At 68.2% G+C, this 25710-nt stretch carries 29 protein-coding genes; 4 read left to right on the top strand and 25 right to left on the bottom strand.

The annotated features are described in order from the left end of the window. The 4 genes from DQP58_RS18230 to DQP58_RS18215 form a co-directional block, all read right to left on the bottom strand. On the bottom strand, positions 1–1002 hold a 1002-nt coding region (locus tag DQP58_RS18230), incomplete at its 3' end, for a 13E12 repeat family protein (RefSeq protein WP_112709658.1). 36 nt (positions 1003–1038) lie between these two features. Then, positions 1039–1941, bottom strand: coding sequence for a DUF4436 domain-containing protein (locus tag DQP58_RS18225; RefSeq protein ID WP_112709657.1), 903 nt, complete (start codon positions 1939–1941; stop codon positions 1039–1041). Positions 1942–2185: 244 nt separating this feature from the next. Then, positions 2186–3076 carry a formylglycine-generating enzyme family protein gene (locus DQP58_RS18220; protein ID WP_112709656.1) on the bottom strand — a complete coding sequence of 297 codons (891 nt, stop codon included), beginning with the start codon at positions 3074–3076 and terminating at the stop codon, positions 2186–2188. Between the two features lie 27 nt (positions 3077–3103). Continuing rightward, positions 3104–4048 (bottom strand): DUF4436 domain-containing protein, encoded by a 945-nt coding sequence (locus DQP58_RS18215; RefSeq protein WP_112709655.1) that lies wholly within the window; start codon positions 4046–4048, stop codon positions 3104–3106. 255 nt (positions 4049–4303) lie between these two features. Here DQP58_RS18215 and pstS point away from each other — a divergent pair, with 255 nt between their 5' ends. Continuing rightward, positions 4304–5437, top strand: coding sequence for a phosphate ABC transporter substrate-binding protein PstS (gene pstS / locus DQP58_RS18210; protein WP_112709654.1), 1134 nt, complete (start codon positions 4304–4306; stop codon positions 5435–5437). 6 nt (positions 5438–5443) lie between these two features. On the opposite strand, the gene DQP58_RS18205 is transcribed toward pstS, so the two are convergent. From DQP58_RS18205 to DQP58_RS18135, 14 genes are all read right to left on the bottom strand, one after another. Next, the gene (locus DQP58_RS18205) at positions 5444–6370 is read right to left on the bottom strand and encodes a DUF4436 domain-containing protein (protein ID WP_112709653.1); all 927 of its coding nucleotides are present in this window, start codon (positions 6368–6370) and stop codon (positions 5444–5446) included. A gap of 11 nt (positions 6371–6381) precedes the next feature. Then, positions 6382–8742 (bottom strand): arylsulfatase, encoded by a 2361-nt coding sequence (locus DQP58_RS18200; RefSeq protein ID WP_112709652.1) that lies wholly within the window; start codon positions 8740–8742, stop codon positions 6382–6384. Between the two features lie 52 nt (positions 8743–8794). Further along, positions 8795–9151, bottom strand: coding sequence for a 30S ribosomal protein S17 (gene rpsQ, locus DQP58_RS18195; RefSeq protein WP_066869370.1), 357 nt, complete (start codon positions 9149–9151; stop codon positions 8795–8797). Beyond that, positions 9151–9396: a 50S ribosomal protein L29 gene (rpmC, locus tag DQP58_RS18190; protein ID WP_112709651.1), complete on the bottom strand. Its 246-nt coding sequence runs from the start codon at positions 9394–9396 to the stop codon at positions 9151–9153. Before rpmC ends, rpsQ begins: the two co-directional genes overlap by 1 nt. Continuing rightward, positions 9396–9812, bottom strand: coding sequence for a 50S ribosomal protein L16 (rplP, locus tag DQP58_RS18185; RefSeq protein WP_007773582.1), 417 nt, complete (start codon positions 9810–9812; stop codon positions 9396–9398). Before rplP ends, rpmC begins: the two co-directional genes overlap by 1 nt. A gap of 3 nt (positions 9813–9815) precedes the next feature. Beyond that, positions 9816–10655: a 30S ribosomal protein S3 gene (rpsC, locus tag DQP58_RS18180; RefSeq protein ID WP_112709650.1), complete on the bottom strand. Its 840-nt coding sequence runs from the start codon at positions 10653–10655 to the stop codon at positions 9816–9818. Beyond that, positions 10655–11206 (bottom strand): 50S ribosomal protein L22, encoded by a 552-nt coding sequence (rplV, locus tag DQP58_RS18175; protein ID WP_066869364.1) that lies wholly within the window; start codon positions 11204–11206, stop codon positions 10655–10657. The genes rpsC and rplV overlap by 1 nt, the downstream gene beginning before the upstream one ends. Continuing rightward, positions 11203–11484 (bottom strand): 30S ribosomal protein S19, encoded by a 282-nt coding sequence (gene rpsS / locus DQP58_RS18170; RefSeq protein ID WP_007773585.1) that lies wholly within the window; start codon positions 11482–11484, stop codon positions 11203–11205. The genes rplV and rpsS overlap by 4 nt, the downstream gene beginning before the upstream one ends. Positions 11485–11513: 29 nt before the next feature. Next, positions 11514–12356, bottom strand: a complete 843-nt coding sequence (gene rplB / locus DQP58_RS18165) for a 50S ribosomal protein L2 (RefSeq protein WP_007773586.1) — start codon at positions 12354–12356, stop codon at positions 11514–11516. A gap of 28 nt (positions 12357–12384) precedes the next feature. Beyond that, positions 12385–12687, bottom strand: coding sequence for a 50S ribosomal protein L23 (gene rplW, locus DQP58_RS18160; protein WP_007773589.1), 303 nt, complete (start codon positions 12685–12687; stop codon positions 12385–12387). Then, positions 12688–13353, bottom strand: coding sequence for a 50S ribosomal protein L4 (rplD, locus tag DQP58_RS18155; protein WP_112709649.1), 666 nt, complete (start codon positions 13351–13353; stop codon positions 12688–12690). Then, positions 13353–14006, bottom strand: a complete 654-nt coding sequence (gene rplC, locus DQP58_RS18150; protein WP_112709648.1) for a 50S ribosomal protein L3 — start codon at positions 14004–14006, stop codon at positions 13353–13355. Before rplC ends, rplD begins: the two co-directional genes overlap by 1 nt. Positions 14007–14020: 14 nt before the next feature. Continuing rightward, positions 14021–14326, bottom strand: a complete 306-nt coding sequence (rpsJ, locus tag DQP58_RS18145) for a 30S ribosomal protein S10 (protein WP_003873519.1) — start codon at positions 14324–14326, stop codon at positions 14021–14023. A gap of 438 nt (positions 14327–14764) precedes the next feature. Beyond that, positions 14765–15364, bottom strand: a complete 600-nt coding sequence (locus DQP58_RS18135) for a TetR/AcrR family transcriptional regulator (protein WP_205869461.1) — start codon at positions 15362–15364, stop codon at positions 14765–14767. Positions 15365–15507: 143 nt separating this feature from the next. Here DQP58_RS18135 and DQP58_RS18130 point away from each other — a divergent pair, with 143 nt between their 5' ends. Beyond that, positions 15508–17097 (top strand): MFS transporter, encoded by a 1590-nt coding sequence (locus tag DQP58_RS18130; protein WP_112709645.1) that lies wholly within the window; start codon positions 15508–15510, stop codon positions 17095–17097. Between the two features lie 684 nt (positions 17098–17781). Here the strand turns inward: DQP58_RS18130 and mftG are convergent. The 7 genes from mftG to mftA form a co-directional block, all read right to left on the bottom strand. After that, positions 17782–19221 (bottom strand): mycofactocin dehydrogenase MftG, encoded by a 1440-nt coding sequence (mftG, locus tag DQP58_RS18120; RefSeq protein ID WP_112709643.1) that lies wholly within the window; start codon positions 19219–19221, stop codon positions 17782–17784. An 18-nt stretch (positions 19222–19239) separates the two neighbouring features. Then, complete coding sequence (mftF, locus tag DQP58_RS18115) at positions 19240–20652, bottom strand: mycofactocin biosynthesis glycosyltransferase MftF (RefSeq protein WP_112709642.1); 1413 nt, start codon at positions 20650–20652, stop codon at positions 19240–19242. Further along, on the bottom strand, positions 20649–21380 hold the full coding sequence (gene mftE / locus DQP58_RS18110) for a mycofactocin biosynthesis peptidyl-dipeptidase MftE (protein WP_112709641.1): 732 nt from the start codon (positions 21378–21380) through the stop codon (positions 20649–20651). The genes mftF and mftE overlap by 4 nt, the downstream gene beginning before the upstream one ends. A gap of 163 nt (positions 21381–21543) precedes the next feature. Further along, on the bottom strand, positions 21544–22734 hold the full coding sequence (mftD, locus tag DQP58_RS18105) for a pre-mycofactocin synthase MftD (protein WP_112709640.1): 1191 nt from the start codon (positions 22732–22734) through the stop codon (positions 21544–21546). Positions 22735–22736: 2 nt separating this feature from the next. Then, positions 22737–23942, bottom strand: a complete 1206-nt coding sequence (mftC, locus tag DQP58_RS18100; protein ID WP_112709639.1) for a mycofactocin radical SAM maturase — start codon at positions 23940–23942, stop codon at positions 22737–22739. Then, positions 23939–24265, bottom strand: a complete 327-nt coding sequence (gene mftB, locus DQP58_RS18095) for a mycofactocin biosynthesis chaperone MftB (RefSeq protein ID WP_205869460.1) — start codon at positions 24263–24265, stop codon at positions 23939–23941. The genes mftC and mftB overlap by 4 nt, the downstream gene beginning before the upstream one ends. Next, positions 24250–24339, bottom strand: coding sequence for a mycofactocin precursor MftA (mftA, locus tag DQP58_RS18090; RefSeq protein ID WP_007773607.1), 90 nt, complete (start codon positions 24337–24339; stop codon positions 24250–24252). The genes mftB and mftA overlap by 16 nt, the downstream gene beginning before the upstream one ends. A gap of 99 nt (positions 24340–24438) precedes the next feature. Here mftA and mftR point away from each other — a divergent pair, with 99 nt between their 5' ends. Both mftR and DQP58_RS18080 read left to right on the top strand, forming a co-directional pair. Then, positions 24439–25035 (top strand): mycofactocin system transcriptional regulator, encoded by a 597-nt coding sequence (gene mftR / locus DQP58_RS18085; protein ID WP_165827910.1) that lies wholly within the window; start codon positions 24439–24441, stop codon positions 25033–25035. Then, on the top strand, positions 25032–25710 hold a 679-nt coding region (locus DQP58_RS18080), incomplete at its 3' end, for a DUF2332 domain-containing protein (RefSeq protein ID WP_114149358.1). The genes mftR and DQP58_RS18080, both read left to right, overlap by 4 nt.

The raw sequence follows: 25710 nt of genomic DNA, 5'->3' as shown, positions 1-25710 counted from the left end.
TACGAAATCGGCCAGCGCCCTAGACGGCACATAACCGGGCTCGGGCGGCGCGTCCGCGGGATGAACCAGCGGCGCCGGCGTGGCCGAGGCGGCCAACTCGGCGACCAACTCCGGCGGGAACAAGCCCTGCCCACCAAGCTCAACCGCCGCCGCCGAACCACAGCCATCCAGCGCGGCCCGCTCGGCGATCACGTGAATCACCACCGGGCTCGACGCGGGCCGTTTGCCGGCCGCACAATCCGATCGCCCGCACCGACACCCCAGCCGATCCGCCCCGCCCGCCAGCTCACCCAAGGCATCAGCGCGGCGCTGCTCGCGGGTGCGCGGATCATGCTCACACACCGTGGCCGCCAACGCCGTCAACCGCCGATCCAGCGCATGCGCGTCCGGGGCCAGCAGCGTGCCCTCCAGATGCGCCAACCCCTCCCCCATCTCAGCGACCCACACCTCACGCCCGGCCGCGCGCTCCTGGCGACGCCGCACCGCATCCGCATCAGCGCGAGCCACCACCTTGTCCACCTGCGCGGCCAACCGGCTGGGCGTCATCGATGGCCACCGCGCCACATTGGCCGCCAGCCGGGCATCCACCACCGCCAGCACCTGCGGGTCGGTGATCAGGTCCGTACGAAACACCACGGTGGCGAACATCCGAAAGTCGATGTCGCCGGACTTGAACACCGCACCCACCTTCGGCAACCGCTCGCGCATCGCCCGCGCGTAGCGCAACCGGCTCGCCGCCAGGCCCTGACCGATCCGCAGCTCGGCGGCCACCTCCGCACCCACCGCCGCCTCGGTGTCCACGGCCCACTCCGCGGTCTCGGCACACCGCGACAACCGATAGGCGAACAACTCCCCGATCGCCACCAACTGCGCGGCCGCCGCCCGATTCTCCGCCCGCGCAGCCGCACCGATCCGCTCCAGCAGCCCCACCGACACCGGCGTTCGCGACGGATGACGCCGCTCGAACTGCTCATCGAACCGCCCGATGACTTCCTCGAACATATATTCGATCCTGCCATCACCCACTGACAAGTGCGGTCAATCGCCCTGCCGGATCCAGGCGACGATGTACAGGGTCATCGCCGTGACCAGCGCAATGAGCACCCACTGCACGATCGCCTGGTCGATCCACGACCCGGGCGGCGGGGCCCCGGGCAGGATGTTGCGCAGCGGGACGATCGCGAACAGGTTCGCGGCGTACCAGGTGGCGAACGGCGGCAGGAACTTCCTTCGGCCCAGCGCCATCGGAATGGCGACCAGCAGGGCCAGGGTGGGCAGGCTGACCAACACCAGGCAGATGCCCAGGTCGAAGATCAGCGGACCCTTGGCCCGCTTCAGGGTGATCACCACATTGCCGTTGTCGGTCGCGCGCGAGGTGGGCAGCGCGCTCGGGTCGTGCATTCGGTTGACGCTGACCTGCCACCCGTCCAGCGCCCCGGTCACCTCGACGCGGGCGGGCACCTTCCTGCGGTTCTCACCGGTGCCCACGAACGCGTCGGCCGCGATCGGCTCCGTCTGATAGGAGTCGAACGGCCAGTTACCCGGATCGCCGTGCGCCTCGATGGTGGTGCTGAGCTGGGCCGGCGCCTTGCCCTTCGGATATTGCAGATCTCCCAGATCGCTTGTGGGATAGAGCCGCACAGCGACGTCGTTGGCCAACACGTCAAACCTGTTGTCGTACTGGGCAACTCCGGGATACGCCAACACCTCGACGGACAGCCGGTTGGCGACCGGCTTCAACTCTTCGAGGCGCAGCTGCACGATCGTGGCGTCGCCCCCGCCCTGGCTCAGGTCCAGTGGCGGCAGCGGCCCCTCAGACCGCTGTAGAAAGTGCACGCCGAACAGCGACAGGACGTAGACGATGATGACGCCCGCGAGAATGCCGACGCCGATCGCGATCCGCGGCGCCTCGCGCTTCTTCTTCGGGGCATCGGTGGTCATCGCCGGCCGCCGCGAGCAACACCCCGCCGGGAGTACCGCAGTGCTTGCTGACGCCGGGCCGGTGCCATCGGCGAGAACCGGTCGGAAGAGGGCGACACGCCGTCAGATGTTAGCGGACCGACGCGGCCGCCCGCGCGACGAAATCTACTGTCCGGTAACGCATCAGGCCCGCGTCACCCATCGGCCACGCGCCGTTTACATCGCCGGCTGAAAAGCGGCCGTCCGGCCGGGCGGCACCCATTTGCTAACCCGGCGACGAGTCGGCCACGCAGCGAAACCCGATGTGGGTCGTCGCGGAGTCTTGCGATTGCGGTGACCGGGCCGCCGGACGGTAACGGTGGCAGTACTCCGGCGCGCACAGGTGGCTGCCGCCCTTCAACGTTTGGTTGACGGACGGATCGGCCGGGCCCGACGGGGCGCAGCAGGACTTGGGCGGTCGGTCGAGCCGGTGATGCGCCGAGTATTCGGTGGCTGTCCACTCCCACACGTTGCCGATCATGTCGACGAGCCCAAAAGCGTTGGGGGTGAAGGTACCTACCGGCGACGTCCCCATCCAGCCGAGCGCCCCGTCGTTGCGGTAAGGGAAGCTGCCCTGCCACGTGTTGGCCATCAGCCGGCCCTCGCTGGTGGCCTCGTCACCCCAGGAGTACGTGGTCGTCGATCCGGCCCGCGCCGCGTACTCCCATTCGGCTTCGGTCGGCAGGCGCCGACCGGCCCAGCGCGCGTAGGCGGTCGCATCCGGATAGGCCACCTGCACCACCGGATGATCGCCGTGGTCGCGGATATTGCTGTCGGGCCCGAACGGGTGACGCCAGCTCGCCCCGGGCACCCACTGCCACCACTGTCGCCAGTCGCGCAGGTCGACCGGCCCGGCGGTCGGGCGGAAAACCATTGCGCCCGGGCACAAGTCGTCGGGGTCCACGCCCGGATACAGCGCCGGGTCGATCGGCTGCTCGGCCACCGTCACATACCCGGTGGCGGCGACGAATTCGGCAAACTGCGCGTTGGTGACCGGGTGCCGTTCCACCGCGATCGGACCCACCGTCACGGTGTGGATCGGCGCCTCTTCCGGGTAGAAGCTGGTCGATCCCATGCGGAATGATCCGCCGGGGAGGTCGACCAGCTCGGTTAACACCCCGTCAGGCTACGCCCGCCGGGCGCCTCAGTCGGATTGCCGATACCAGGTGAGCATGTACAGCGCCATCGCCGCGACCAGCGCGATCAACACCCAGATCACCAGGGCTTGGTCGATCCATGCGCCCGGCGGGGGCGCCCCCGGCAAAAAGTTGCGGATGGGGATGACGGCGAACAACATGGCGGCAAACCACGTGACGAACGGCGGCACGAATTTCCGTCTGCCCAAGGCGATTTGGATGACCACGGCGAAGGCCAACGCGGGCAGGGCGAAGAGAACCAGGCAGATCCCGAGGTCGAAGATCAGCGGGCCCTTGGCCCGGTGCAGGGTGATGACGACGTTGTCGGCGCGATCCGAGTCCTGGCTGGCCTCGCCGACGCGCTGAACGCTGACGTCCCAGCCGTCCAGCCCTCCGGTGACCTCCACCCGCGCGGGGATGTAGCGGCGCGCATCGCCTTGGCCGACAAGCACATCGGCGGACAGGGCGTCGGTGCGGTAGGAATCGAACGGCCAATTGTTCGGGTCGCCGTGTGCCTCAATGGTGGTCGCGACCTGCGCCGGTGACTTGCCGGCCGGGTACTGCAGATCGCCGAGGTCGTTCGGGGGATCCATGCGCACGGCGGTGTCGGTCTTGAGCACCTCGAGGCGTTTGTCGAACATCGACTCCTCGGGGATTACCAGCACCTTCACCGTCAACCGGTTCGCGGTGGTGTCCAGCTTCTCCAAACGCACCAGCACGACGGTGTCATTGGTGGCGTTGAGGTCGGGCGGCTTGAGCGGGCCACCCGATTTCGCCAGCAGGTGCACACCCAACAGCGACAAGACGTACACGGCGAGGAAGCCCGCGACGGCGGCCACGGCAACGACCCTGCGCCGCTTGCGCCGGCCGGGCGCGGCCGTCGACGCGGGTGCCGCGGGTGGTTGCTCCGCTGGCGCCGGAGGCGGTGGCGAGGGCGGCGCTTGATGGGACATCGGTCAACACCTCCATGGGGAATTCGACACTCGTGGACGGATGCTAGCGAACTCGCCACCGGCGCGGGCGAAGTTTAAAAAATCGTCATGTTTAGGTAATTTTCGCCCGGGCCTGGTGCACCGAGCGCCGGCTCAGCGAAACGGAGCTGTGGCCTCGACGGCCACCGAGCCCCGCTCCGCGCAAACCTTCGATCGCAACCGGTGCGCGCACCAGTTCATCCGATGTTTGTTTGCCTGTTCAACCGGTGACGGTAGATGTCGACTGTGCAGCGCAAGCGTTGGGCACCGGCCTCCGGCGTTCTGGTGACCGCCCTGGTGGTCTCGGCATGCAGCAACTCTCCCGCGAGCCTGCCGTATACCGCCGGCGCCAAGGTGGACTGCGGCGGCAAGCAGACCCTGGCGGCCAGCGGCTCGACCGCGCAGGCCAACGCCATGACCCGGTTCGTCGACGCCTATCGCCAGGCCTGCTCCGGGCAGACCCTGAACTACACCGCCAACGGGTCGGGCAACGGAATCGCCGACTTCCTGGCCGGCAGAACGGATTTCGCCGGATCGGACACCCCGCTGTCGGGCGAGCAGTACGCCACCGCCAGACAGCGGTGCGGCGGCGCCGACGCCTGGAACCTGCCGGTGGTGTTCGGTCCGCTGGCCATCACCTACAACCTCGCCGCCGTCGACTCGCTGGTGCTCGACGCGCCCACGCTGGCAAAGATCTTCAACGGCACGATCACCCGCTGGGATGACCCGGCCCTGGCGTTGCTCAACGCCTCCATGCCGGCCGAGGACATTCACGTCATCTACCGCAGCGACGGTTCGGGCACCACGGACAACTTCCAGGCCTACCTGCAGTCGGCGTCCGGCGGGGCCTGGAACAAGGGCGCGGGTAAGGCCTTCAACGGCGGCGTCGGCACGGGCGCCGTCGGCAACACCGGCATCGCGGCCGCCGTGAAGAACACCGAGGGTGCGATCGGCTACACCGAACTGTCGTACGCGCTCCAGCAGGGACTGTTCGCGGCCGAAATCAAGACGCCGGCCAGTCGCAGATCGTTGCGTCCCGTTCGGATCGGCACCGACACGGTCGGCAAAACCATCAAGGGCGCCAGGATCACCGGCGCCGGCAACGATCTGGTGCTCGACCTGTCGTCTTTCTACAACCCCGCCCAGCCCGATGTCTACCCGATCGTGCTGGCGACTTATGAGATCGTCTGCTCCAAGTACCCCACCTTCGATGTGGCCAAAGCGGTCAAGGCTTTTCTGCAGGCGGCCATCGGCCCCGGCCAGATCGAACTGGCCAAAAGCGGCTACATCCCGTTGTCGCCCGAGTTCCAGGCGCGGGTATCGGCCGCGGTCGACGCGATCAGTTCGGTGGACGCACCAAAATCCGAATGAGGAAAACTAGGATCGGGTCGGCGTTTTTCGATCGCGTTGTCGCCACCAGCCGACCAGGAACAGCGTCAGCGCGGTGACGAGGCCGATCAACACCCACAGCACGATGGCCTGGTCCACCCACGAACCGTACGGCGGGCTGCCCGGCAGGATGTTGCGCAGCGGGACGATCGCGAAAAGCATTGCGCCGTACCACGTGGTGAGCGGCGGCAGGAACGACGTGCGGCCCAGCGCCACGGGAATGGCGACCCATAGCGCCAACACGGGCAGCGAGATCAGGACCAGGCAGATCCCGACATCGAAGATCAGCTGCCCCTTGGCCCGGTGCAGCGTGATCACCACGTCGTCTTTGAGGTCCGGGTTGTTGTCTTCGGCGTCGTGGACGCGGGTGACGGTGGCATCCCACCCGTCCAGCCCCCCGGTCGCCTCGACCCGCGCGGCCGTCTTCTCCTTGCTGGCGCCGGACCCGGTGAACACGTCGGCCGAGATGACGCCGGTCCGGTACGAGTCGAACGGCCAGTTTGCGGGATCGCCGTGCGCCTCGATGGTGGTGGTCACCTGGGCGGGTGCCTTGCCGACCGGGTACTGCAGATCACCCAGGTCGTTGTCGGGATACAGCCGGACCGCCGCATCGGTCGTGAGCACCCCGAAGTTCTTGTCGTACAACGTGTCTTTGGGGTAGACGAGCACATTGACCGTCAGCCGGTTCGCGACGGTGTCCAGCTTCTCCAGCCGCACCTGCACGACGCTGTCCTCGGCCTCGACCTTGCTCAGGTCCACCGCGGGTAGCGGGGGCGCCGATTTGGCCAGCAGGTGCACAGCGATCAGCGACAGCACGTAGATGACGACGAGGGAGGCGACGATCCCGAACGCGATCGCGATCTGCCGTCCTCGCGCACCGGCCGGTGCCGGCGGCGCGGGTGGTCCGGCGGGCATCGGGGTACTCATCAGTCCCTCGAAAAGGCAAGCGCGATCTCGGTTTCCACGTCCACATAGGGTCGGCCGGACAGGTCGACGGTCACCTGGGTGATGGTGCCTCCAGTGAAGGTGAACGGCGCCTTATAGCGACTGGAGACGCCCGACCCGCCGTTGCGCCCGACGGTGATGCCCGCACCCGCCAGCCCGAAGGTGCCGGGGTGGGTGCTCACCCCGGTCAGCGTGCCGACGACCTTGTCGTCGATGAACAAGCTGACGTCACCGAGCGGCGTGTGACTGTTCTCGACCGTCCCGGTGCGTGAATAGCTGGCGCCGAACAGATGTCGGCCCAGCGGCACGGCGTCGGACGACGACACCTCCTGCTGGCGCTCGCCGAGGAAGTTGTACACGTAATGCAGCCGGCCGTCCTGGATGAACAGCACATGCCCGCCGTGCGCGCCGCCCTGCTTGAACAGCACACCCTCGGCGCCCGTGGTGTCGACGGTCACCTCGGCGAGCACCGAGAAGGACCGGCCGCGGATTTCGGCGGCGGCACCGATGCCGACGTCGGCGCAGTCCGGGTAGTAGATGTAGGTGTTCCGGTCGCTGACCAGATACGGCCGCGACCGCCCCAGCGTCTCGAGAATGTTCAGGTCCGCCAGCGGCAGTCCGTTGTATTTGGCCGCCTCCGAGAACCACAGCGCCTTGAGTTCTTCGAGTTTGTCCGGGTTTTCGGCCGCCAGGTCGTGGCACTGGCTGCGGTCGGCCTCGATGTGGAACAGTTCCCAGCGGTCGGCGTCGAAATGCGACCAGCCGGCCGGTGTCGCCGCATGCACGGTGTTGGCGAACCAGCCCTGGTGCCAGATCCCGCGGGTGCCCAGCATGGTGTAGAACTGGGTGCTCTTGCCGGTGTCGGCGCCCGGATCGGCAAGGGCCGCCTTGAAACTCACGCCGTCCAGGGGCTTCTGAGGGATGCCCTTGAGGGTCTGCGGTGGCGCCATGCCCAGCAGGTCGTAGACGGTCGGGGTGATGTCGCAGACGTTGACGTAGGTATCGCGAACCTCCCCGTGTGCTGCAATTCCGTTGGGCCACGAGATGATTGCCGTATCCGCGATGCCGCCCTCATGGGAGGCGTACCGCTTGTAGAGCTTGTAGGGCGTGTTGAAGGCCATCGCCCAGCCGATCGGGTAATGGTTGTAGGTCTCGGGGCCGCCGAGGTGGTCGAACAGCTTCATGCTCTCTTCGACGGTGTCGATGTAGCCGTTGAAGAACTTGCCCTCGTTGACCGAGCCGTTCGGGCCGCCCTCGCCGCTGGCGCCGTTGTCGGAGATGACCACGATGATGGTGTTGTCCAGCTGGCCCGATTCCTCGAGATAGTCCAGGATGCGGCCGATCTGAGCGTCGGTATAGCTCAGGAACCCGGCGAACACCTCGGCCATCCGGGAGAACAGCCTCTTCTCTTCGTCGTTGAGTGAATCCCAGGGCCGCACGGTGTCCTGCAGCGGCCACGGCTCACCACTGGGTCCCTGCACATCCAGGTACGGGTTGACCGGTGACAACTCGGTGTCGGGCGGCACGATTCCGAGCGCCTTCTGCCGCTCCAGCACGATCTCGCGGTAGCGCTCGTAGCCCATGTCGAAGCGACCGGCGTAGCGGTCGGCCCATTCTTTGAATACGTGATGCGGCGCGTGCCCGGCGCCGGGGCACACGTAGGAGAACCAAGGCTTCTCGGGCGCAATAACTTTGGCGTCGCGGATGAACTCGATGGTCTTGTCGGCCAGGTCCTTGGAGAGGTGGTAGCCGTCCTCCGGGGTGCCCGGCGGGCTCACCGGGTGGTTGTCGTACACCAGGTCGGGGTACCACTGGTCGGTTTCACCGCCCAGGAATCCGTAGAACCGTTCGAAGCCACGTGAGGTCGGCCAGTGCCGCTTGGTCGACGCGAGATTCGATTCCTCGAGCGGGGTCAGGTGCCACTTGCCCACGGCGTAGGTGTTGTAGCCGTGTTCGGCGAGCGCCTCGGAGAGCAGCCCGGTGTCAAACGGTATGCGTCCGTTGGCATTGGGGAAGCCCTCGGTGAACTCCTCGATGGTGGCCATGCCGACCGTCGTGGCGTTGCGCCCGGTGAGCAGCGAAGCCCGGGTCGGCGAGCATAGCGCGGTGGTGTGGAATTGCGAGAGCCGGACGCCGCGCTCGGCGATGCGCGACATGGCCGGCATCTCCACCAGACCGCCGAAGCAGTCCCAGGTGGCGATGCCCGTGTCGTCCCACACCAGGTACAGGACGTTGGGTGCGTCGGGGGGCGCGGTCGGCGCGGCGTAGGGCCCCCAGTCCGGCTCGGAGTCCCGGATGTCGAGCTCGATCTTGCCGTTGAACTGCCCCGACCCAGTCGCCATCGCCGCAGACTACACCCGGGACCGGGCGTTCGCTGCCGCTAGCTAAAAGGGCTTACTTAGCCTTTTCCAGAATTTCGACGAGGCGCCAGCGCTTGGTCGCCGATGTCGGGCGGGTCTCCATCAGCGAGACGCGGTCACCGATTCCAGCGGTGCTGTTCTCGTCGTGCGCCTTGACCTTGGTGGTGGTCCGGATGATCTTGCCGTACAGCGGGTGACGTACGCGGTCCTCGAGCTCGACCACGATGGTCTTCTGCATCTTGTCGCTCACCACGTAGCCGATGCGCACCTTGCGCCGTCCCCGCACCTTCGGGTTGGCCGGAGTGTGCTTGGGGCCTTTGGGATTACCGTCCTTCGACGCGGCCTCGGTTGCGGCGGCCTTCTTGGGGGCGGCCTTCTTGGCTTCAGCCATCACGATTCCTTGTTTCCGTCGGGACCCTGCGGTCCACTAGCCAGGCCCAGTTCTCGTTCGCGCAGCACCGTGTAGACGCGCGCAATCTCCTGACGCACCGTGCGAAGCCGGCGGTTGTTGGTGAGCTGTCCGGTCGCCATCTGGAAACGCAGATTGAACAGCTCTTCCTTGGATTCGCGCAACCGCTCGGTGAGCTCCTCTTCGGTGAGCTCACGCAGTTCGCCAGGCGAAATTCCCACTGCCATCAGAACTGATCCTCTCGAGTCACGATGCGGGCCTTGATCGGCAACTTGTGGATCGCGCGGGTCAGCGCCGCCCGGGCGGTCTGCTCGTTGGGGTAGCTGAGTTCGAACAGCACCCGTCCCGGCTTGACGTTGACGACCCACCACTCCGGCGAACCCTTACCCGAACCCATGCGGGTCTCGGCGGGCTTCTTGGTCAGCGGCCGGTCGGGGAACACGTTGATCCACACCTTGCCGCCACGCTTGATGTGCCGGTTGATGGCGATACGAGCGGACTCGATCTGCCGGTTGGTGACGTAGGCGTGCTCCAAGGCCTGGATGCCGTAGTCACCGAAGTTCACCGCCGTGCCGCCACTGGCGATGCCGCGCTGGCGGGGGTGGTGCTGCTTGCGGTGTTTAACCCTGCGGGGAATCAACATGGTTCAGCTCTCCGTGCTTTGTGGTTCGGCAGCGGGTGCGGACTGGGCCGGCGCGGCTGCAATGCCCTCGTCGGCGCTTGCTGCCGCGCGGCCGGCCTCGGTGCTGGTGGCCGTGGTGCCCGACGCGCCACTGCGACGCGGACGGGTGCCCGACGGACGCTCGCGGCGCGAACGCTCGGCGCCGGCCGGAGCGGCGGCGGCCAATTCGCGCTTCCCGCCGACGATGTCGCCCTTGTAGATCCACACCTTCACGCCGATCCGGCCGAAGGTGGTCTTGGCTTCGTACAGGCCGTAGTCGATGTCGGCGCGCAGCGTGTGCAGCGGCACCCGGCCCTCGCGGTAGAACTCCGAGCGGCTCATCTCGGCGCCGCCGAGACGGCCGGAGCACTGCACCCGGATGCCCTTGACGTTGGGCTGACGCATCGCCGACTGGATGGCCTTACGCATCGCCCGGCGGAACGCCACGCGGTTGCTCAGCTGCTCGGCGACGCCCTGGGCCACCAGTTGCGCCTGCGACTCCGGGTTCCGGACCTCGAGGATGTTGAGCTGAACCTGCTTGCCGGTCAGCTTCTCCAGGTCGGCACGGATCCGGTCGGCCTCGGTGCCGCGGCGACCGATCACGATGCCGGGACGCGCGGTGTGGATGTCCACCCGGACCCGGTCACGGGTGCGCTCGATCTCCACGTCGGCGATCCCGGCCCGCTCCAGGCCGGTCGAGAGCAGCCGCCGGATGGCGACGTCTTCCTTGACGTAGTCCGCGTACTGCTTGTCGGCGTACCAGCGTGACTTCCAGTCGGTGGTGATCCCCAGCCGGAAACCGTGCGGATTGATCTTCTGGCCCACTAGTCTGAGCCTCCCTTCGCGTCAGAGGTCTCAGACGTCTTGGCTTCGGCCTTCGCCGCCTTCTTCGCGGGCGCTTTGGTGGCGGCCTTCTTGGCGGGCGCCTTGTTGGCCGGCGCTTTCTTGGCGGGGGCCTTCGCGGCTGCCTTGCTGGCCTCGGCGCGACGGGCCCGAGACGACTTCGCCGATCCCTGGTCCTTGCCCGGCCGGCTTTCCACCACGACGGTGATGTGGCTGGTGCGCTTGCGGATCCGGAACGCGCGGCCCTGGGCGCGCGGACGGATGCGCTTGGCGGTGGGGCCCTCGTCGGCGTAGACAGTGGCGACCACCAGGGTCGCCGGGTCCAGCCCGTTGTTGTTCTGCGCGTTGGCCGCGGCACTGGCGATCACCTTGGCCACCGGCTCGCTGGCGGCCTGCGGCGCCCAGCGCAGGATGTCCAGCGCGTCGGCCACCGAGCGGCCGCGCACCAGGTCGATCACCCGGCGCGCCTTTCTCGGCGACACCCGCACGAACCGCGCTTTGGCCACCGCCGATGGGAATTCCGTTGTGGTCATCGCCGTTTGGCCTTCCGGTCGTCCTTGATGTGTCCCTTGAAGGTGCGGGTGGGCGCGAATTCACCGAGCTTGTGGCCGACCATCGCCTCGGTGACGAACACCGGGACGTGCTTGCGTCCGTCGTGGACGGCGAAGGTGTGGCCGATGAAGTCAGGAATGATCGTCGAACGTCGCGACCATGTCTTGATCACCTGTTTGGTGTTCTTCTCGTTCTGCGTGTCCACCTTCTTGAGCAGGTGGCCGTCGACGAACGGGCCCTTCTTCAGGCTGCGTGGCATGTGCTGATACTCCTAGTCCTGGGACTTCCTCAGCGCCCGTGCTTCTTGCCGGTGCGCCGGCGTCGGACAATGAGCTTGTTGCTGGCCTTGTTGGGGTGCCGGGTGCGGCCCTCGGGCTTGCCCCACGGGCTCACCGGGTGGCGACCACCGGAGGTCTTGCCTTCACCACCACCGTGCGGGTGGTCCACCGGGTTCATCACCACACCACGGACGGAGGGGCGCTTGCCCTTCCACCGCATCCGGCCGGCCTTGCCCCAGTTGATGTTCGCCTGCTCGGCGTTGCCGACCTCGCCGACGGTGGCGCGGCAGCGCACGTCGACGCGGCGGATCTCACCGCTGGGCATACGCAGCGACGCGTAGGTGCCCTCTTTACCGAGCAACTGGATGCTCGACCCGGCCGAGCGCGCCAGCTTGGCGCCGCCGCCCGGCCGTAGCTCCACGGCGTGGATGACGGTACCGGCCGGGATGTTGCGCAGCGGCAGGTTGTTGCCCGGCTTGATGTCGGCGTTCGGGCCGCACTCCACCACGTCGCCCTGCGAAAGTCCCTGCGGCGCAATGATGTAGCGCTTCTCACCGTCCAGGAAATGCAGCAACGCGATGTTGGCCGTGCGGTTGGGGTCGTACTCGATGTGCGCGACCTTGGCGTTCACGCCGTCCTTGTCGTTGCGGCGGAAGTCGATCACCCGGTAGGCGCGCTTGTGGCCGCCACCCTTGTGGCGAGTGGTGATGCGGCCGTGCGCGTTCCGGCCACCGTGCCCGTGCAGCGGGCGCACCAGCGACTTCTCCGGGGTGGAACGGGTGACCTCGGAGAAATCGGACACGCTCGAGCCACGACGGCCCGGGCTCGTCGGCTTGTACTTACGAATTGCCATGTCTAATCAGGTCTTTCTCTCGCGGCGGCTACGCCGGTGCCCCGAACAGATCGATCGGCTTGCTACCCGGCGCCAGCGTGACGATGGCCCGCTTGGTGCTCTTGCGCTTGCCGAATCCGGTCCTGGTGCGCTTGCGCTTACCTTGCCGGTTCGCGGTGTTCACCGATGCGACCTTGACGGAGAAGATCTTCTCGATAGCGATCTTGATCTGCGTCTTGTTCGAATCGGGGTGCACCACAAACGTGTACACGTTGTCGTCGAGCAACGAGTAGGACTTCTCCGAGATGACCGGGCCCAGAATGATGTCGCGGGGGTCAGTGATGGTCGCCATCTAGGCCGTTACCTCCACATCCTTGTCGGCACCGCCGGTGGCCCCGGCGATGTAGGCGCCCAGCGCCTCAACGCTGAACACCACGTCGTCGGAGCGCAGCACGTCGTAGGTGTTGAGCTGGTCGGGAGTCAACAGGTGCACACCGGGCAGGTTGCGCACGCTCTTGGCGCCGGTCTCGTCGCTGCGGCCGATCACGACCAGCACCCGCTTGCGGTCGGTCAGCGTGCCCAAGAACGCCCTGGCGTTCTTGGTCGACGGCGTCTGACCCGACACCAGCTCGGTGATCGCGTGGATGCGGCCGTTGCGCGCCCGGTCGGACAGGGCGCCGCGCAACGCCGCGGCGATCATCTTCTTGGGCGTGCGCTGGCTGTAGTCACGGGGCTTCGGGCCGTGCACGACGCCACCACCGGTGAACTGTGGGGCGCGCGTCGAACCCTGACGGGCCCGGCCGGTTCCCTTCTGCCGGTAAGGCTTACGGCCACCGCCGCTGACGTCGCCGCGCGTCTTGGTCGAGTGCGTGCCCTGGCGCGCCGCCGCCCGCTGCGCGGTGACGACCTGGTGCATCAGCGCGATATTGGCCGGCGCATCGAACAACTCGGCGGGCAACTCGATCGAGCCCTCGACCTTGCCGTCCGGTGTCTTGACGTCAATCTTCACCGCTGCCATTACTTCTCACCTCGCTTGACCGCGCTGCGAACCACCACGAGTCCACCGGTGCGGCCGGGGACCGCGCCTTTGATCAACAGCACGCCGTTCTCGGTATCGACCTTGTGCACCAACAGGTTCTGGACGGTCACCCGGTCGTTACCCATCCGGCCCGCCATCCGGGTGCCCTTGAAGACCCGGGCGGGGGTGGCGCAGCCGCCGATGGATCCGGGCCGCCGGTGCACCGCCTGGGCACCGTGGCTGGCGCCCTGACCACGGAAGCCGTGGCGCTTCATGGTGCCGGCGAAGCCCTTGCCCTTGGAGGTGCCCGTGACGTCGACGTAGGCGCCGTCGGCGAAGATCTCCGCCGTCAGCTCCTGGCCAACCTCGTATTCGGCGGCCGCCTCGGGGTTCTCCAGCCGCAGCTCGGCCAAAAACCGGCGCGGGTTGACGCCCGCGGCGGCGTACTGACCGGTCACCGGCTTGTTGACCTTGCGGGGACTGATCTCGCCGTAGGCCAGCTGCACGGCGCTGTAGCCGTCGCGCTCGGGGGTACGGATCCGGGTCACCACGTTCGGGCCGGCCTTGACGACCGTCACCGGCACGACCCTGTTGTTCTCGTCGAACACCTGCGTCATGCCCAGCTTGGTACCCAGGATGCCTTTTCTTGCCATGAGTCGCCGATCTCCTACTGGATGTTGACGTCGACACTGGCCGGAAGGTCGATGCGCATCAGCGCGTCGACGGTCTTCGGCGTCGGGTCGAGGATGTCGATGAGTCGCTTGTGCGTGCGCATCTCGAAGTGCTCCCGCGAGTCCTTGTACTTGTGCGGTGAGCGGATGACGCAATACACGTTCTTCTCAGTCGGCAGCGGCACCGGACCTACAACGCTGGCACCCGTGCGGACGACGGTCTCGACGATCTTGCGCGCCGACGCGTCAATAGCCTCATGGTCGTAGGCCTTAAGCCTGATGCGGATCTTCTGTCCCGCCACGCTTCTCCTACCCTCACTCCTGTTGGGGCCCGGTATCCGGGCTCACATAGTCCTCAGTGCCTCCCAGCGCGCCAGTCGGCGGCCCAACCTTGGGCCGATCGAGCGTTGCGCCGGATATTGCGCCGCTGTTTACCTGTCGTGGTCCACCGGCCCCCGCGGTCGGGCGTGTCACCCTCACGCAGCCTCATCGCGCCGATTTCAGGATCGAAATTCGTCGCTCTCAAAGGATGGGACCGGACGCGCCCGTTTGGACGCTGGTCGTATGCCCGACCAGGCGCAAACCCGGCTCAAGGCAACCTGAACAGTATGCCTGAAGATCGTGGCCGATCAAAATTCGGCCCGGATCTGCGTCCGAATCCGCCGCACCCGCCTCGCGGACGGTAGCGCCGGAGGATAAACGCGCTGGTCAGAAGCGCCTAGCTGGCGGGGCGCCGGCCGTCAGGCGCCCGCCGATTCGACAGTCGCCGCGCCGGGCCTGGCGCACTGGACGTGCAGGAAGCCGTCGACCGCCTCCAGCGCGCATTGCCGGTAGTCGAAATCGGGCAGGGTCGACAGCCTGCCCAAGACCAGGGGCCCGATGAGCAGGGCGATCGCCCGCGACCGGTCCACCTCCCCCAGTTCGGCGGCCTCCGGGCTGTCGAAGATGGCGTCGAAGGGCTCCGCGTACTGCTGGGCGATGCGCTCGCGCAGCGTGGTGATGGCCGCGCTGTCGGCGTTGTGGCTGCGCCGCGGCTCGGGCATGCCCTCTAGGTCGCGGCCCAGCGCCAGCCAGGACATAGCGGTCATCACGGTCGGCGCCAGGGCCACGGCCTCGGCCTGGGCCAGCACCACCGCGACCAGCCGGTCGCGCAACGAGCCCTCGGCCGGCGGGGTGGGCGACGCCGGTATCAGGCTGTTGAAAGCCGCTGCCAGTAAGTCATTTCCGCTCGGGAAGTGGCGATACAGGGTTGCCCGCGCGACGTTGGCGGTGCGGGTGACCGCGTCGACCGTCACCGCGCTGGGACCCCCGGCGCGCAACAGCGTGACGGCGGCTTCCAGCAGCCTGGCCCGCGACCGTGCCGGGCGCGGGTCGGACGTCTCGGTGGTAATTGCGCGCACCTCCCGTTTGGAAACAAGACTATCGGTCTACCTACAAGACTATTGGTCTCGAAACGTCGCACAGTCCCAAGGAGGCGCACCGCATGGTCGAAACCCTCGTCCGGAATGACCAGCGTACTGACGGGATCGGCATCGGCGATAGCTTCCGGGCCCGAAACTGGACGCTGGCCGTCGCCTGCATGGGCGTGGCCCTGGTGGTGGCGTCGATGACGGCCCTGAACACCGCGCTCGGCGACCTGGCGGTCGCCACGTCGGCCACCGCCTCGCAGTTGAACTGGGTCGTCGACGGCTACACCGTGGCGCTGGCCTGCCTGCTGCTGCCGGCCGGCGCGATCGGTGACCGCTATGGACGGCGCGGCGCGCTGCTGACCGGACTGCTGGTGTTCTCGATCGGCTCGGTGGCGCCGGCGCTGCTGCACAACCCGTCCCAGATCATCGCGGGCCGGGCGGTGGCCGGGATCGGCGCCGCGTTCGTCATGCCCGCGACGCTGTCGCTGCTCACGGTGGCCTATCCGAAAGACGAGCGCACCAAGGCCGTTGGGATCTGGGCGGGGACGGCCGGTTCCGGCGGCGTGTTGGGCATGCTCGGTTCCGGCCTGCTGCTTCGGTTTTGGGACTGGCACGCCATCTTCTGGTCGCTGGGCATCGCCGGCCTGCTGATTTTCGCGCTGGCCTGCACCGTGGCGTCATCACGCGACGCGGGCGCTCCACGGGTCGATGCGCCGGGCGCGATCCTGATCGGCGCGGCGGTCGCCGTCGCCGTGGCCGCCATCCTGGAAGCGCCGGGGCGCGGGTGGAGCGACCCACTGGTGTGGGGCGGGCTGGCGGTCGGCGCGGTCATGGCGGCGGCGTTCGGCGCGCTCGAGTTGCGCCTGGCGGGGCGGGGCCGGCAACCGCTGCTGGATGTCCGGTTGTTCGCCGACCCGAATTTCGCCACCGGGGTGACCGCGATCGTCATCCTGTTCGGCGCCACCTTCGGGTTCTTCTACATCGGCATGCAATACGTGCAGCAGATCATGGGCTACTCCGCGTTGGCGACGGCGGCCGCCTTCGGGCCGTTCATGGTGCCGCTGGGCATCTTCTCGGCCCTGTCGTTCTGGTATGTGCCCAAGCTGGGCCTGCGGCTGGTGTTGTTCGCCGGCACCCTGCTGATGGCGGTGGGATTCGGATGCATGTACTGGCTGGACCTGCACTCCACCTACCTCGAATTCGCCTGGCCGACACTCATTCTCGCCACCGGCATCGGATTCTGCACGGCGCCGACGACCTCGGCGATCATGGGTGCGGTGCCCGACGAGAAGCAGGGCGTCGCCTCCGCGGTGAACGACACGTCACGCGAGATGGGCGGCGCGCTGGGCATCGCGGTGGCCGGTTCCATCCTGGCCGGTCGCTACTCGCACGAGCTCGCGCCCAGGCTGTCGGGCTTCCCAGCGCCGGTGCGCGGTCAGGCCACCGACTCGCTGGCCAAGGCGGTCGAGATCGCCGGCCGGCTCGGACCCCAGGGGAGCCAGTTGGCCGACATCAGCAAGTCCGCGTTCCTGGCGGCGCTGCACGCCTCCACCATCACGATGGCCGCGATCGTCGCCCTCGCCGCCGTGGCGATCGGGGTGTGGGCCCCCGGTCGCGATGGCCGCCAGCTACGCCCGGTGCGGCGGCTGCTGTCGCGTCGCTGAGTGCCGCCTCGGTCACCGTCAATGCCGTTGTCCGACAGCGGATTCAATGCACAAAGACGCCGCGGGGAAAGCTTGCACGCGCCCGTCATTTCTGGTATCAGAGATGTATATCGACAGTTACAAGTCATCTCTGTACTCCCGAGGTGGATGTGGTGTTGATGGGCGTTACGAGCGTGGTCGAGCCGGCATGCGCGGCGATCCGTGAGGCGGCGGCGATCGTGGAGGCCGAGTGGATGCGCCTGCGGCGACCGAGCGTGCCGGTTCGATACCCCAACTGCGAGTTACCCGCGGCACGGCGTGGCCGGCGCGGCACGACCACCCTGGTCTCCCTCGCGCCGACGCGGGCCAGGCGCTCGACGCGCCCGCGTGCCACCGACGGCCGATGGCGCGTCTCCTTGGTGTGGGCGCGGCAGCGTTCTCCTCCGTAGTGCCAACGTCTTTCGCAGTCGAGGTGAAAGGAGGTGACTGACAACAGATAAAGCACGGGCTATCGAAGAATGAGATGGCGGTCGTGCCGTTCACGAATATTGCGACGCATTGTTCGCGCGACGCACACCTGCGCGCGCACAGCCACTTGTCGTGGCCATCTACGTGGACCGCATGATGTTCGCCACCTCGTCGGGCGGGTCGCCGCGGCGGCCGAGTATTACGGCTACCGCGTCGCGACCCGCCCACTGTCCGCGTTCACCGTACGAACTGCGCGGCCCGGTGCCCGATCATCACGATCGTGGCGTGCGGCCCGCGGCTGGTGATCGCCGGCAGGACCGAGCCGTCGATCACCCACAGGTTGTCGATGCCGAGGACGCGGCACCGCGGGTCGACGACCGCGCGCGGGTCGCCGTCGGCACCCATCGGCGCGGTGCCGCAGAGATGTTGCGAGGTCGACCAGACGGCCATCGTCGCATCGACTGTGCCACCGGCCAATTCGCGGGCCAGTTCGCTGCCCCGCCGCAGCGCCGCGACGTCGTCGGGCTCGCTGTCGTAGCGGTGTTCAATTCGTGGCGGCACATCCGGATCGGCCGAGACCAGCGTCATGCGCCCACGCGCGCGCGGTTGCATCAGCGCCACCCCGATGTGTGGCCAGTCGGCGTGCCCGGCGGTCCCGTCACCGGTCATCGCCACGAATCCACCCGTATAGGGCCGGATCTCGAGATCGTCGGCTGTGCACAGCACCACCTCAAGCACCGGCCGCCCGGGCGCCACCGCCCAATCCGTGGGCAGCACCCATTCGGCGTGATCGCTGAACGACGTCCCCACCGGCAGCGGCGCCAGCACCGGCACGCCCGCGGCTGTGAGCATGGCCTCGTCGCCGATGCCCGATAGCATCAGCAGGTGGGCCGTCTCGATCGCACCGGCGCACAACACCACCCGGTCGGCGGTAAAGGTCACCGGTCCCTGCGGGCCGATCGCGTCCACGCCCACCGCGGCGGTGCCGGCAAAACGCAGGTGGGCCGCCCGGGTCTGCGCTTGCACGGTCAGGTTCGGCCGGTGCAGCGCCGGAATCAGGTATCCCGCGCCGGAGCCCCGCCGCACGCCGTCGACGATGTTGAGCGGCACCGCACCGACCCCCGAAACCGGTTCTGCTGCAGCATCATTGAGGTCGGCGATCCACCCGAAACCGGCGCGCTGGGCGGCGCCGATGAAACGTTCGGTGGTCCCGGTCATGTCGTGGGTGCGGCGCACCCGGATCGGGCCGCTGCGCCCGTGGGCGGGCCCGTCGAAGTCCAGGTCGGTCTCGATGGCGCGGAAGCTGTCCAGCACGTCGGGCCATCCCCAGCCCGGGATGTCCATGCGATCGAAGTCCCGCGGTAGCCCCCGGCAGAAGTAGCCGCCGTTGATCGCGCCCGATCCGCCCACGGTCGCCCCGCGCACGAGGGGATGCTGGCGGGCGGGTTCGTCGGTGAGCCGGGTCTGGTAGCGCCGGACCAGCGGGCTGCCGACACCTATCGGCAGCTGTAACCCGTTCGCGGTCAGGGCGAGAAGTCCCGGATCGTCGAGCGCGGGGCCCGCCTCGAGGACATTCACAAAACATTGCGGATCGGCGGAAAGGCGTTCCGCAACAACCGATCCTGCGCTGCCTGCGCCGACGATCAGCACATCGCTGTGCGAGGCGGCCTTACTCAAGGGCGGGTCAAGGTGTGATTAATTTCGGATCTGGGGCTTCAGGGCGCGCACGTTGCGCTCCCGCAGCACGCCCCACCACAACCCGAGCCCGTACGCCAGGTCGTCGACGCGCTTGAGCAACAGGTAGGTGGGCAGCCCGATCGGTTCGACCTCGTCACCGATGGCGTCGCGGCGGCGAAGCCAGTCGACCACCCCGTCCATGACCGCCGCGACCAGCACCACCCGCCTGAAGTGACGCGACATGGTGGCGGCCACCAACGCCAGCGGCCAGTAGTGCCGGCACAGCGCCGACGCCAGCTGCAGCGCCGCCGACCACAGCCCGCGGCCCGCGATCATCGCGACGTCGGTCATCGACGTCTCGGCGGTGCGCATCGCGCGCGCGATCCGGCGACCGGTCAGGACGGCGAGCAGGATGGACGCCAGCCGCGACAGCGTGGACCCGAATGCCATCAGGATCCACGTCATCAGCGCCCACCCGGAAATCACCACCGGCGCCGTCTTGTCCGGGTGACGGACCGACAGCGGGGCCGCCGACCCGCCGTAAAAGGCCTTGCGCGCCAGCCAATCCCGCAATTCGGTGCGGTGGTCGTGGGCGACCAGGGCGATCGGTTCGTAGCGCAGCCGAGCGCCCGCCTCGATGAGCCGCCAGCACAGATCGACGTCCTCACCGGACTGCAGGGTCTCGTCGAACCCGCCGACCTCCCGGATCGCCGAGCACCGGCAGATGATCGCCGCGCTGGGCACGTAGGACACCGTGCTGTGCGGCAGCACCGGCGCCTCGCGCTCGCCGAGGTCGAGCGACGAGTGCACCGCCTCGTAGCGCGCCACCACGTTCTCGCTGTGCGAAAGGCCGACGATGCGGGGCGCGACCAGGCCGACCGTGGGATCACAGAAGTGACCGAGCAGGGCTTCCAGCCAGCCGCGGCGGGGGGCGACGTCGGAGTCCAAGAAGGCGACGAAGTCCGTCCGGCACGCCCGCAGACCGGTGTTGCGGGCCGCCGCCGGGCCCCTGCTGCGGTCGTGTCGCAACACCTCGATGTCGCAGTGCGCGCCGACGAAGTCTTCACCCACGATCGGAGGAAACGAGCCGTCGTCCACCACGACGACGCGCAGGCCGCGCAGTGAGCTGACCAGGCGCCGCACGCCAGATAGGTTGTCGCGCACCGGGATTACCACCGTGACGTCATGGTGCGACGGACCGCCCGCGGGGCGGGGATGCGCCACCGTGGCGTCCAGCAGGGTGCGGGCCAGCTGGGCGGACAGGTCGTCGCGCACCTTCAGCCGGCCATCGGAGAGCATGTCCTGGGCGGCGGGCGCCAGCTTGAGCAGCCGGGTGGGCGACCCGCCGAGCAACGCCGAGCCGTCGCCGAGCACCCGCACCCGGCGATCGACCTGGACGGCGAACCCGTTGGGCAGCCGGGGGGCGGTCACCCGAGCATCCCGTCGGGTCCCGGCCGCCAGCGGGCGACTCGGCGGACACAGCCGTCGACCATCTCGGCGAGGATCCGCTCACCCTCGGCGGCGGTGGCGGTGGTCGGGTCGCCCAGCACGCCGACCGGGCTGACCGCCGCCACTCCCCCGCGGCGCATCGACCCGAGCAACTCGGGCAGGGGCGCAGTGTTGCCGGCCACCCGCCGATCCGTCCGGACATCGGCCGGCGAGATGTGCAGCAGCATCGATGTTTCGGTATGGCCGGCGTGGGCGTCGCCGCCGGGGGCCAGGCAGGGGCACCAGCCGGCGTCGCGGCCCTCGGTGCGCAACAGGGCCACCGCGCTGCGTAACGCGGCGACATTGCCGCCGTGGCCGTTGACAAAGGCGATCCGCCGGGCCCATCCGGCCGCTGACCTGCCGTACTCGACCAGCAGCGTGGTCAGCGCCTCGGTGCCCAGCGAGATGGTCCCGGCGAAGCTCTGGTGCTCGCCGCTGGCGCCGTAGGCGAGGGCCGGCGCCACCAGCCACTCGTCGCCGAGACGGGCGCGGGCGCCGTGGGCGACCGCGGTCGCGATCCGGGTGTCGGTGTCCAGCGGCAGGTGCGGACCGTGTTGTTCGGTCGATCCCAGCGGAACCAATAGCGAGGCCGCCTCGTTCGAGAGCTGGCTCGACGTCGCGGTTCCCAATTCGCCGAGTACTGGCACTCGGTGATGGTAGGACGAATTCACCTGGCGTGCACCAATTGTTGAAGCTTCAAAATGACTTTTTTTCTCCGGTCGTCACCGGGCGTTCGAATCGTGGGCTCGTCCGTCACGGTTACCCCGCCCGTACCACGATTTGCGCGAGCGTCACTTAATGCGGATATGTCCGCCCGGGATAACCGGGCTTCCGCTAAGCCCCGCCGCCCGAGGGCACGCCCAGCGCCCGGGTGAAACCGGGCGGCACCAGGATGTGGTCCGGCCCGAGGTCGTGCACCGAGGACAGTCCCAGACCCATCAGCGCCGAGTCGATGCCGCCGCGCAGGATGTCCAGCACGTTCTCCACCCCCGACTGGCCCGCCGCGGCCAGCCCCCACAAGTAGGCCCTGCCGATCATCACCGCGCGCGCCCCCAGCGCCACCGCCTTGACGACGTCGCTGCCGCGCCGGATACCACCGTCGAGAACCACCTCGATCTGGTCGCCGACGGCCGCGGCCACCGCGGGCAGGGCGCGGATCGAGGCCGGGGTGCCGTCCAGGTTGTTGCCGCCGTGGTTCGACACCGAAATCGCCGAAACCCCCGCGTCCACCGCCCTTTTGGCGTCGTCGACGCGCATCACGCCCTTGAGCATGAACGGCCCGCCCCACAGCTCCCGCAGCCAGGCGATGTCCTCCCAGGTCGGCGGCGGCGTGCCCATCCACTCCCCGTACGCCTGGAAGAACGGGGGGCCCGGCTCGCCGCGGCGGCCCTGGTTGGGCACGCGCAGCTCCGGGGGCCGCATGGTCTTCGCCCACTGCAGCAGCCACCGCGGCTTGGTGATGACCTCCGGGCTCATCTTGACGATGGTCTTGAAGTCCATCTTTTCCGGGATCGACGGGCTGCCCCAGTCCCGGCCGTGCGAGAAGCTCCAGTCGGTGGTGACGATCAGGCCGACGGCGCCGGCCGCCCGGGCGCGCTCGACCCGCGCGGCGATCGCGTCGCGATCACCCAGCCAGTACACCTGAAAGAACACCTTCGGGTTCGCCGCGATGACCTCTTCGATCGGCTTGCTGGCGAACGAGGACAGCCCCATGGCGGTGCCGCGGGCGGCGGCGGCCCGCGCCACGGCGACCTCGCCATCGGGGTGCACCGCCTGCACGCCGGTCGGCGAGATTAGCACCGGCAGCGAAATGTCTTGCCCCATAACGCTGGTCGATAGGTCGCGCTTCGCCTGCGCACCGATGACGTGCGGGGCGAATCCGAGTTCACTGAAGGCCGCCACGTTGTCGGAGACCGTGACTCCCTTTTCGCTCGCCGAAATCAGCGACGAATACGCCGATTTCGGCAACCGGCGCTTGGCGCGCTGCTGCGCGATGGCGACGGTTTCGAACCATGCGTCGGCCATCGTTACACCGGACTTTCGTTACACATGCGGGCGGGCGGCGCCACCGGCGTGCTGACCGGCGGCCGCAGCGACAGGGTCAGCGGCACCGGTTGGCGGATGCGCTTGCCGCGGGAGTGATCGGCCCGGGGGCGCGGCGTCTCACGCTCGTGTGTCAGCGCCGACGCGCTGTGCCCCTGGACGCATTCGGGGTCCGGGCCGTCCAGCGGCAGCCCGGTGAAGAACTTGGCGGCCATGCATCCGCCCCGGCAGCTGTCGTAGTGGCCGCAGCTGCCGCAGGCGCCGGCCGACTGGGGCTCTCGCAGCTCGCGGAACAGCGGGGCGGTCTTCCAGACGTTGTCAAAACCCCCATCGGACAACACGTTTCCGGCCAGGAAGCGGTCGTGGATGGCGAACGGGCAGGCGTACACATCGCCGACCGGGTCGATCAGGCACACGACGCGGCCGGCCCCGCACATGTTCAGGCCGGCCAGGGCACCGGATTGGCCGAGCGGGGCCAGGTGGAAGAAGGAGTCGCCGGTGAGCACCCGCTCGCCCTTGGCGACCAGCCAGTCGTAGAGCTGGACCTGCTGGTCGGCGGTGGGGTGCAGTTCTTCCCAGACGTCGGCGCCGCGTCCGGACGGGCGCAGCCGGGTGATCCGCAGTGTGGCGCCGTAACGGCTTGCCAGCGCGGCGAATTCGTCGAGCTGGTCGACGTTGTGCCGGGTGACGACCACGGAGATCTTGGCGTCGGAGAAGCCGGCGTCGGCAAGGTTCTGCAGCGCCCGCGCCGCCATGTCGAACGACCCGGGTCCGCGCACGGCGTCGTTGACCTCGGCGGTGGCGCCGTCCAGCGAGATCTGGACGTCGACGTAGTCGCTGGCCGCCAGCCGCGCGGCGACCTCGGGGGTTATCCGCACGCCGTTGGTGGAGAACTTGACCCCGACGTGGTGCTCGGTCGCGTAATCGACCAGCTCCCAAAAGTCCGGGCGCACAGTCGGTTCCCCGCCACCGATGTTGACGTAGAACACCTGCATGCGTTCCAGCTCATCGATGATGTCCATGCACTGACGGGTGGACAGCTCTCGCGGGTCCCGCTTCCCCGACGAGGACAGGCAGTGCACGCAGGCCAGGTTGCAGGCGTACGTCAGCTCCCAGGTCAGGCAGATGGGTGCGTCGAGCCCGTGCTCGAACTGCTCGATGAGGCGGGGCACAGGGGCCGCTGTTGTCATTGGTTGTCCTCCAGGGGCACCAGCATGTTGGAATCGACGAGCACACCCAGCGCATGCAAGTAGGGCGCCTGCGCGGCGTCCTGGACGCCCGCCGCGCGGCAGGCGGACCGGATGTCGGGATGGTCGGCCAGCGACTGCACCACCGTGAGGATGGTGCGGTTCTTCAGAAACGACAGCTTGCGGGTACCGAAGTGGTAGAGCAGCGCGCCGAACGGTTCCGGCCGAACCGCCACCTGCGGGTGCAGTCGCCAGCCGCGATCAGGATCGAACGAGGTCGCCGTCCGGGCCTGCGCGGGCGCGGGCACGGTCAGTAGACCCCGCACATGCCGTCGATCGATACCTCTTCGACCAGGGTCTCGGTGACGAGCTGGGTGTCAGTTTCGGTCTCGTGGTCCACGGGGCCTTGCCTTTCGTGCGGTCTTGACAACGATGGGATCTGAGTCACACTCGCCGCCAGAATATGGCATCGAGTGCCGAAATGGAAGGGCGGGGTCCGATGATGCCGCAGCAGCGGGTGGGCAGGCGCCGCTCGACCACCCCGCACCACATCACCGACGTCGCCATCGACATGTTCAGCGCGCGCGGTTTCGCCGATGTGAGCGTCGACGACGTGGCCCAGGCCGCCGGCATCTCCCGCCGGACGCTGTTTCGCTACTACGCGTCCAAGAACGCCATCCCCTGGGGTGACTTCGACAATCACCTTGCCCACCTGCGTGATCTGCTCGACAACGTCGATTCCGGCGTACGCCTGGGCGATGCGCTGCGCGCTGCGCTGTTGGCGTTCAACACCTTTGACGAATCGGAGACGGCCCGGCATCGCCAGCGCATGCGGGTGATCCTGCAAACCGCTGAGTTGCAAGCGTATTCGATGACGATGTACGCGGGCTGGCGCGAGGTGATCGCGGGGTTCGTGGCCCGCCGCCTGGATTGCAAGACCACCGACCTGCTGCCCCAGACCGTCGCCTGGACCATGCTCGGCGTCGCACTGTCGGCCTACGAACACTGGCTCAGCGATGAGTCCGTCCCGCTGCCGGTTGCCCTGGGCAACGCCTTCGACGCCGTCGGCGCCGGGCTGGACGGGCTGGACAGGTGACGGTCGAGCATCTGATCCACACCTTGCGGTCACAGGGCAAGTTCTGCGCGTCGTCGGGTTCGAGGATGTATGGCGATCTGTTCGAACTCGTGGCCGGTGACGTGGCGGCCGGCGGCGTGTTCGCGACAGTCCTGTCCGGGCGCGAGGACGCCCCGTCGCGCGACGCGGTGCCGCTGCGGTTGCTCGGCGGGTTACACCGGCTGGTGCTCGACGGCCGGGCGGCGCGGTTGCGCCCCTTCTATCCCAGCGCCGGCGGCGTGTGGGATGCCGGCCGTGCGTGGCCGGAAATCCTGGACACCGCGGCCGGCCACGTCGAGGTGCTGCGCGCATCGCTGGGCCAGCCGCCGCAAACCAACGAGGTGGGCAGATCGGCCGCACTGATCGGCGGACTGCTGTGCGTCAATGAATTCGGCTTACCGATAAGGCTTTTCGAGATCGGGTCGAGCGCGGGGCTGAACCTGCGTGCCGATCACTACCGCTACCGCTTCGCCGGTGGCCAGTGGGGACCGGCCGGCTCACCGGTGACGGTCGACGACGCGTGGCGCGGCGCGCTGCCGCCCCGGCACGACCTGTCGATCGTGGAGCGCCACGGGTATGACATCGCGCCTATCGACGTCGGGACCACCGACGGGGAGATGACGGTGCTGAGCTACGTGTGGCCCGACCAGGACGCCC

This window comes from Mycobacterium colombiense, assembly GCF_003284975.1.
Classification (GTDB): domain Bacteria; phylum Actinomycetota; class Actinomycetes; order Mycobacteriales; family Mycobacteriaceae; genus Mycobacterium; species Mycobacterium europaeum_A.
Note: the sequence above shows the minus strand (reverse complement) of the source record. Positions and strands in the feature narration are given on the sequence as shown.

Bases quoted from the DNA above. Each gene is read 5' to 3' on its own strand.
- DQP58_RS18225 (WP_112709657.1), bottom strand. From the start codon at position 1,941: ATGACCACCGATGCCCCGAAGAAGAAGCGCGAGGCGCCGCGGATCGCG.
- DQP58_RS18215 (WP_112709655.1), bottom strand. From the start codon at position 4,048: ATGTCCCATCAAGCGCCGCCCTCGCCACCGCCTCCGGCGCCAGCGGAG.
- pstS (WP_112709654.1), top strand. From the start codon at position 4,304: ATGTCGACTGTGCAGCGCAAGCGTTGGGCACCGGCCTCCGGCGTTCTG.
- DQP58_RS18205 (WP_112709653.1), bottom strand. From the start codon at position 6,370: ATGCCCGCCGGACCACCCGCGCCGCCGGCACCGGCCGGTGCGCGAGGA.
- DQP58_RS18200 (WP_112709652.1), bottom strand. From the start codon at position 8,742: ATGGCGACTGGGTCGGGGCAGTTCAACGGCAAGATCGAGCTCGACATC.
- rpsQ (WP_066869370.1), bottom strand. From the start codon at position 9,151: ATGGCTGAAGCCAAGAAGGCCGCCCCCAAGAAGGCCGCCGCAACCGAG.
- rpmC (WP_112709651.1), bottom strand. From the start codon at position 9,396: ATGGCAGTGGGAATTTCGCCTGGCGAACTGCGTGAGCTCACCGAAGAG.
- rplP (WP_007773582.1), bottom strand. From the start codon at position 9,812: ATGTTGATTCCCCGCAGGGTTAAACACCGCAAGCAGCACCACCCCCGC.
- rplV (WP_066869364.1), bottom strand. From the start codon at position 11,206: ATGACCACAACGGAATTCCCATCGGCGGTGGCCAAAGCGCGGTTCGTG.
- rpsS (WP_007773585.1), bottom strand. From the start codon at position 11,484: ATGCCACGCAGCCTGAAGAAGGGCCCGTTCGTCGACGGCCACCTGCTC.
- rplB (WP_007773586.1), bottom strand. From the start codon at position 12,356: ATGGCAATTCGTAAGTACAAGCCGACGAGCCCGGGCCGTCGTGGCTCG.
- rplW (WP_007773589.1), bottom strand. From the start codon at position 12,687: ATGGCGACCATCACTGACCCCCGCGACATCATTCTGGGCCCGGTCATC.
- rplD (WP_112709649.1), bottom strand. From the start codon at position 13,353: ATGGCAGCGGTGAAGATTGACGTCAAGACACCGGACGGCAAGGTCGAG.
- rplC (WP_112709648.1), bottom strand. From the start codon at position 14,006: ATGGCAAGAAAAGGCATCCTGGGTACCAAGCTGGGCATGACGCAGGTG.
- DQP58_RS18130 (WP_112709645.1), top strand. From the start codon at position 15,508: ATGGTCGAAACCCTCGTCCGGAATGACCAGCGTACTGACGGGATCGGC.
- mftD (WP_112709640.1), bottom strand. From the start codon at position 22,734: ATGGCCGACGCATGGTTCGAAACCGTCGCCATCGCGCAGCAGCGCGCC.
- mftC (WP_112709639.1), bottom strand. From the start codon at position 23,942: ATGACAACAGCGGCCCCTGTGCCCCGCCTCATCGAGCAGTTCGAGCAC.
- mftR (WP_165827910.1), top strand. From the start codon at position 24,439: ATGATGCCGCAGCAGCGGGTGGGCAGGCGCCGCTCGACCACCCCGCAC.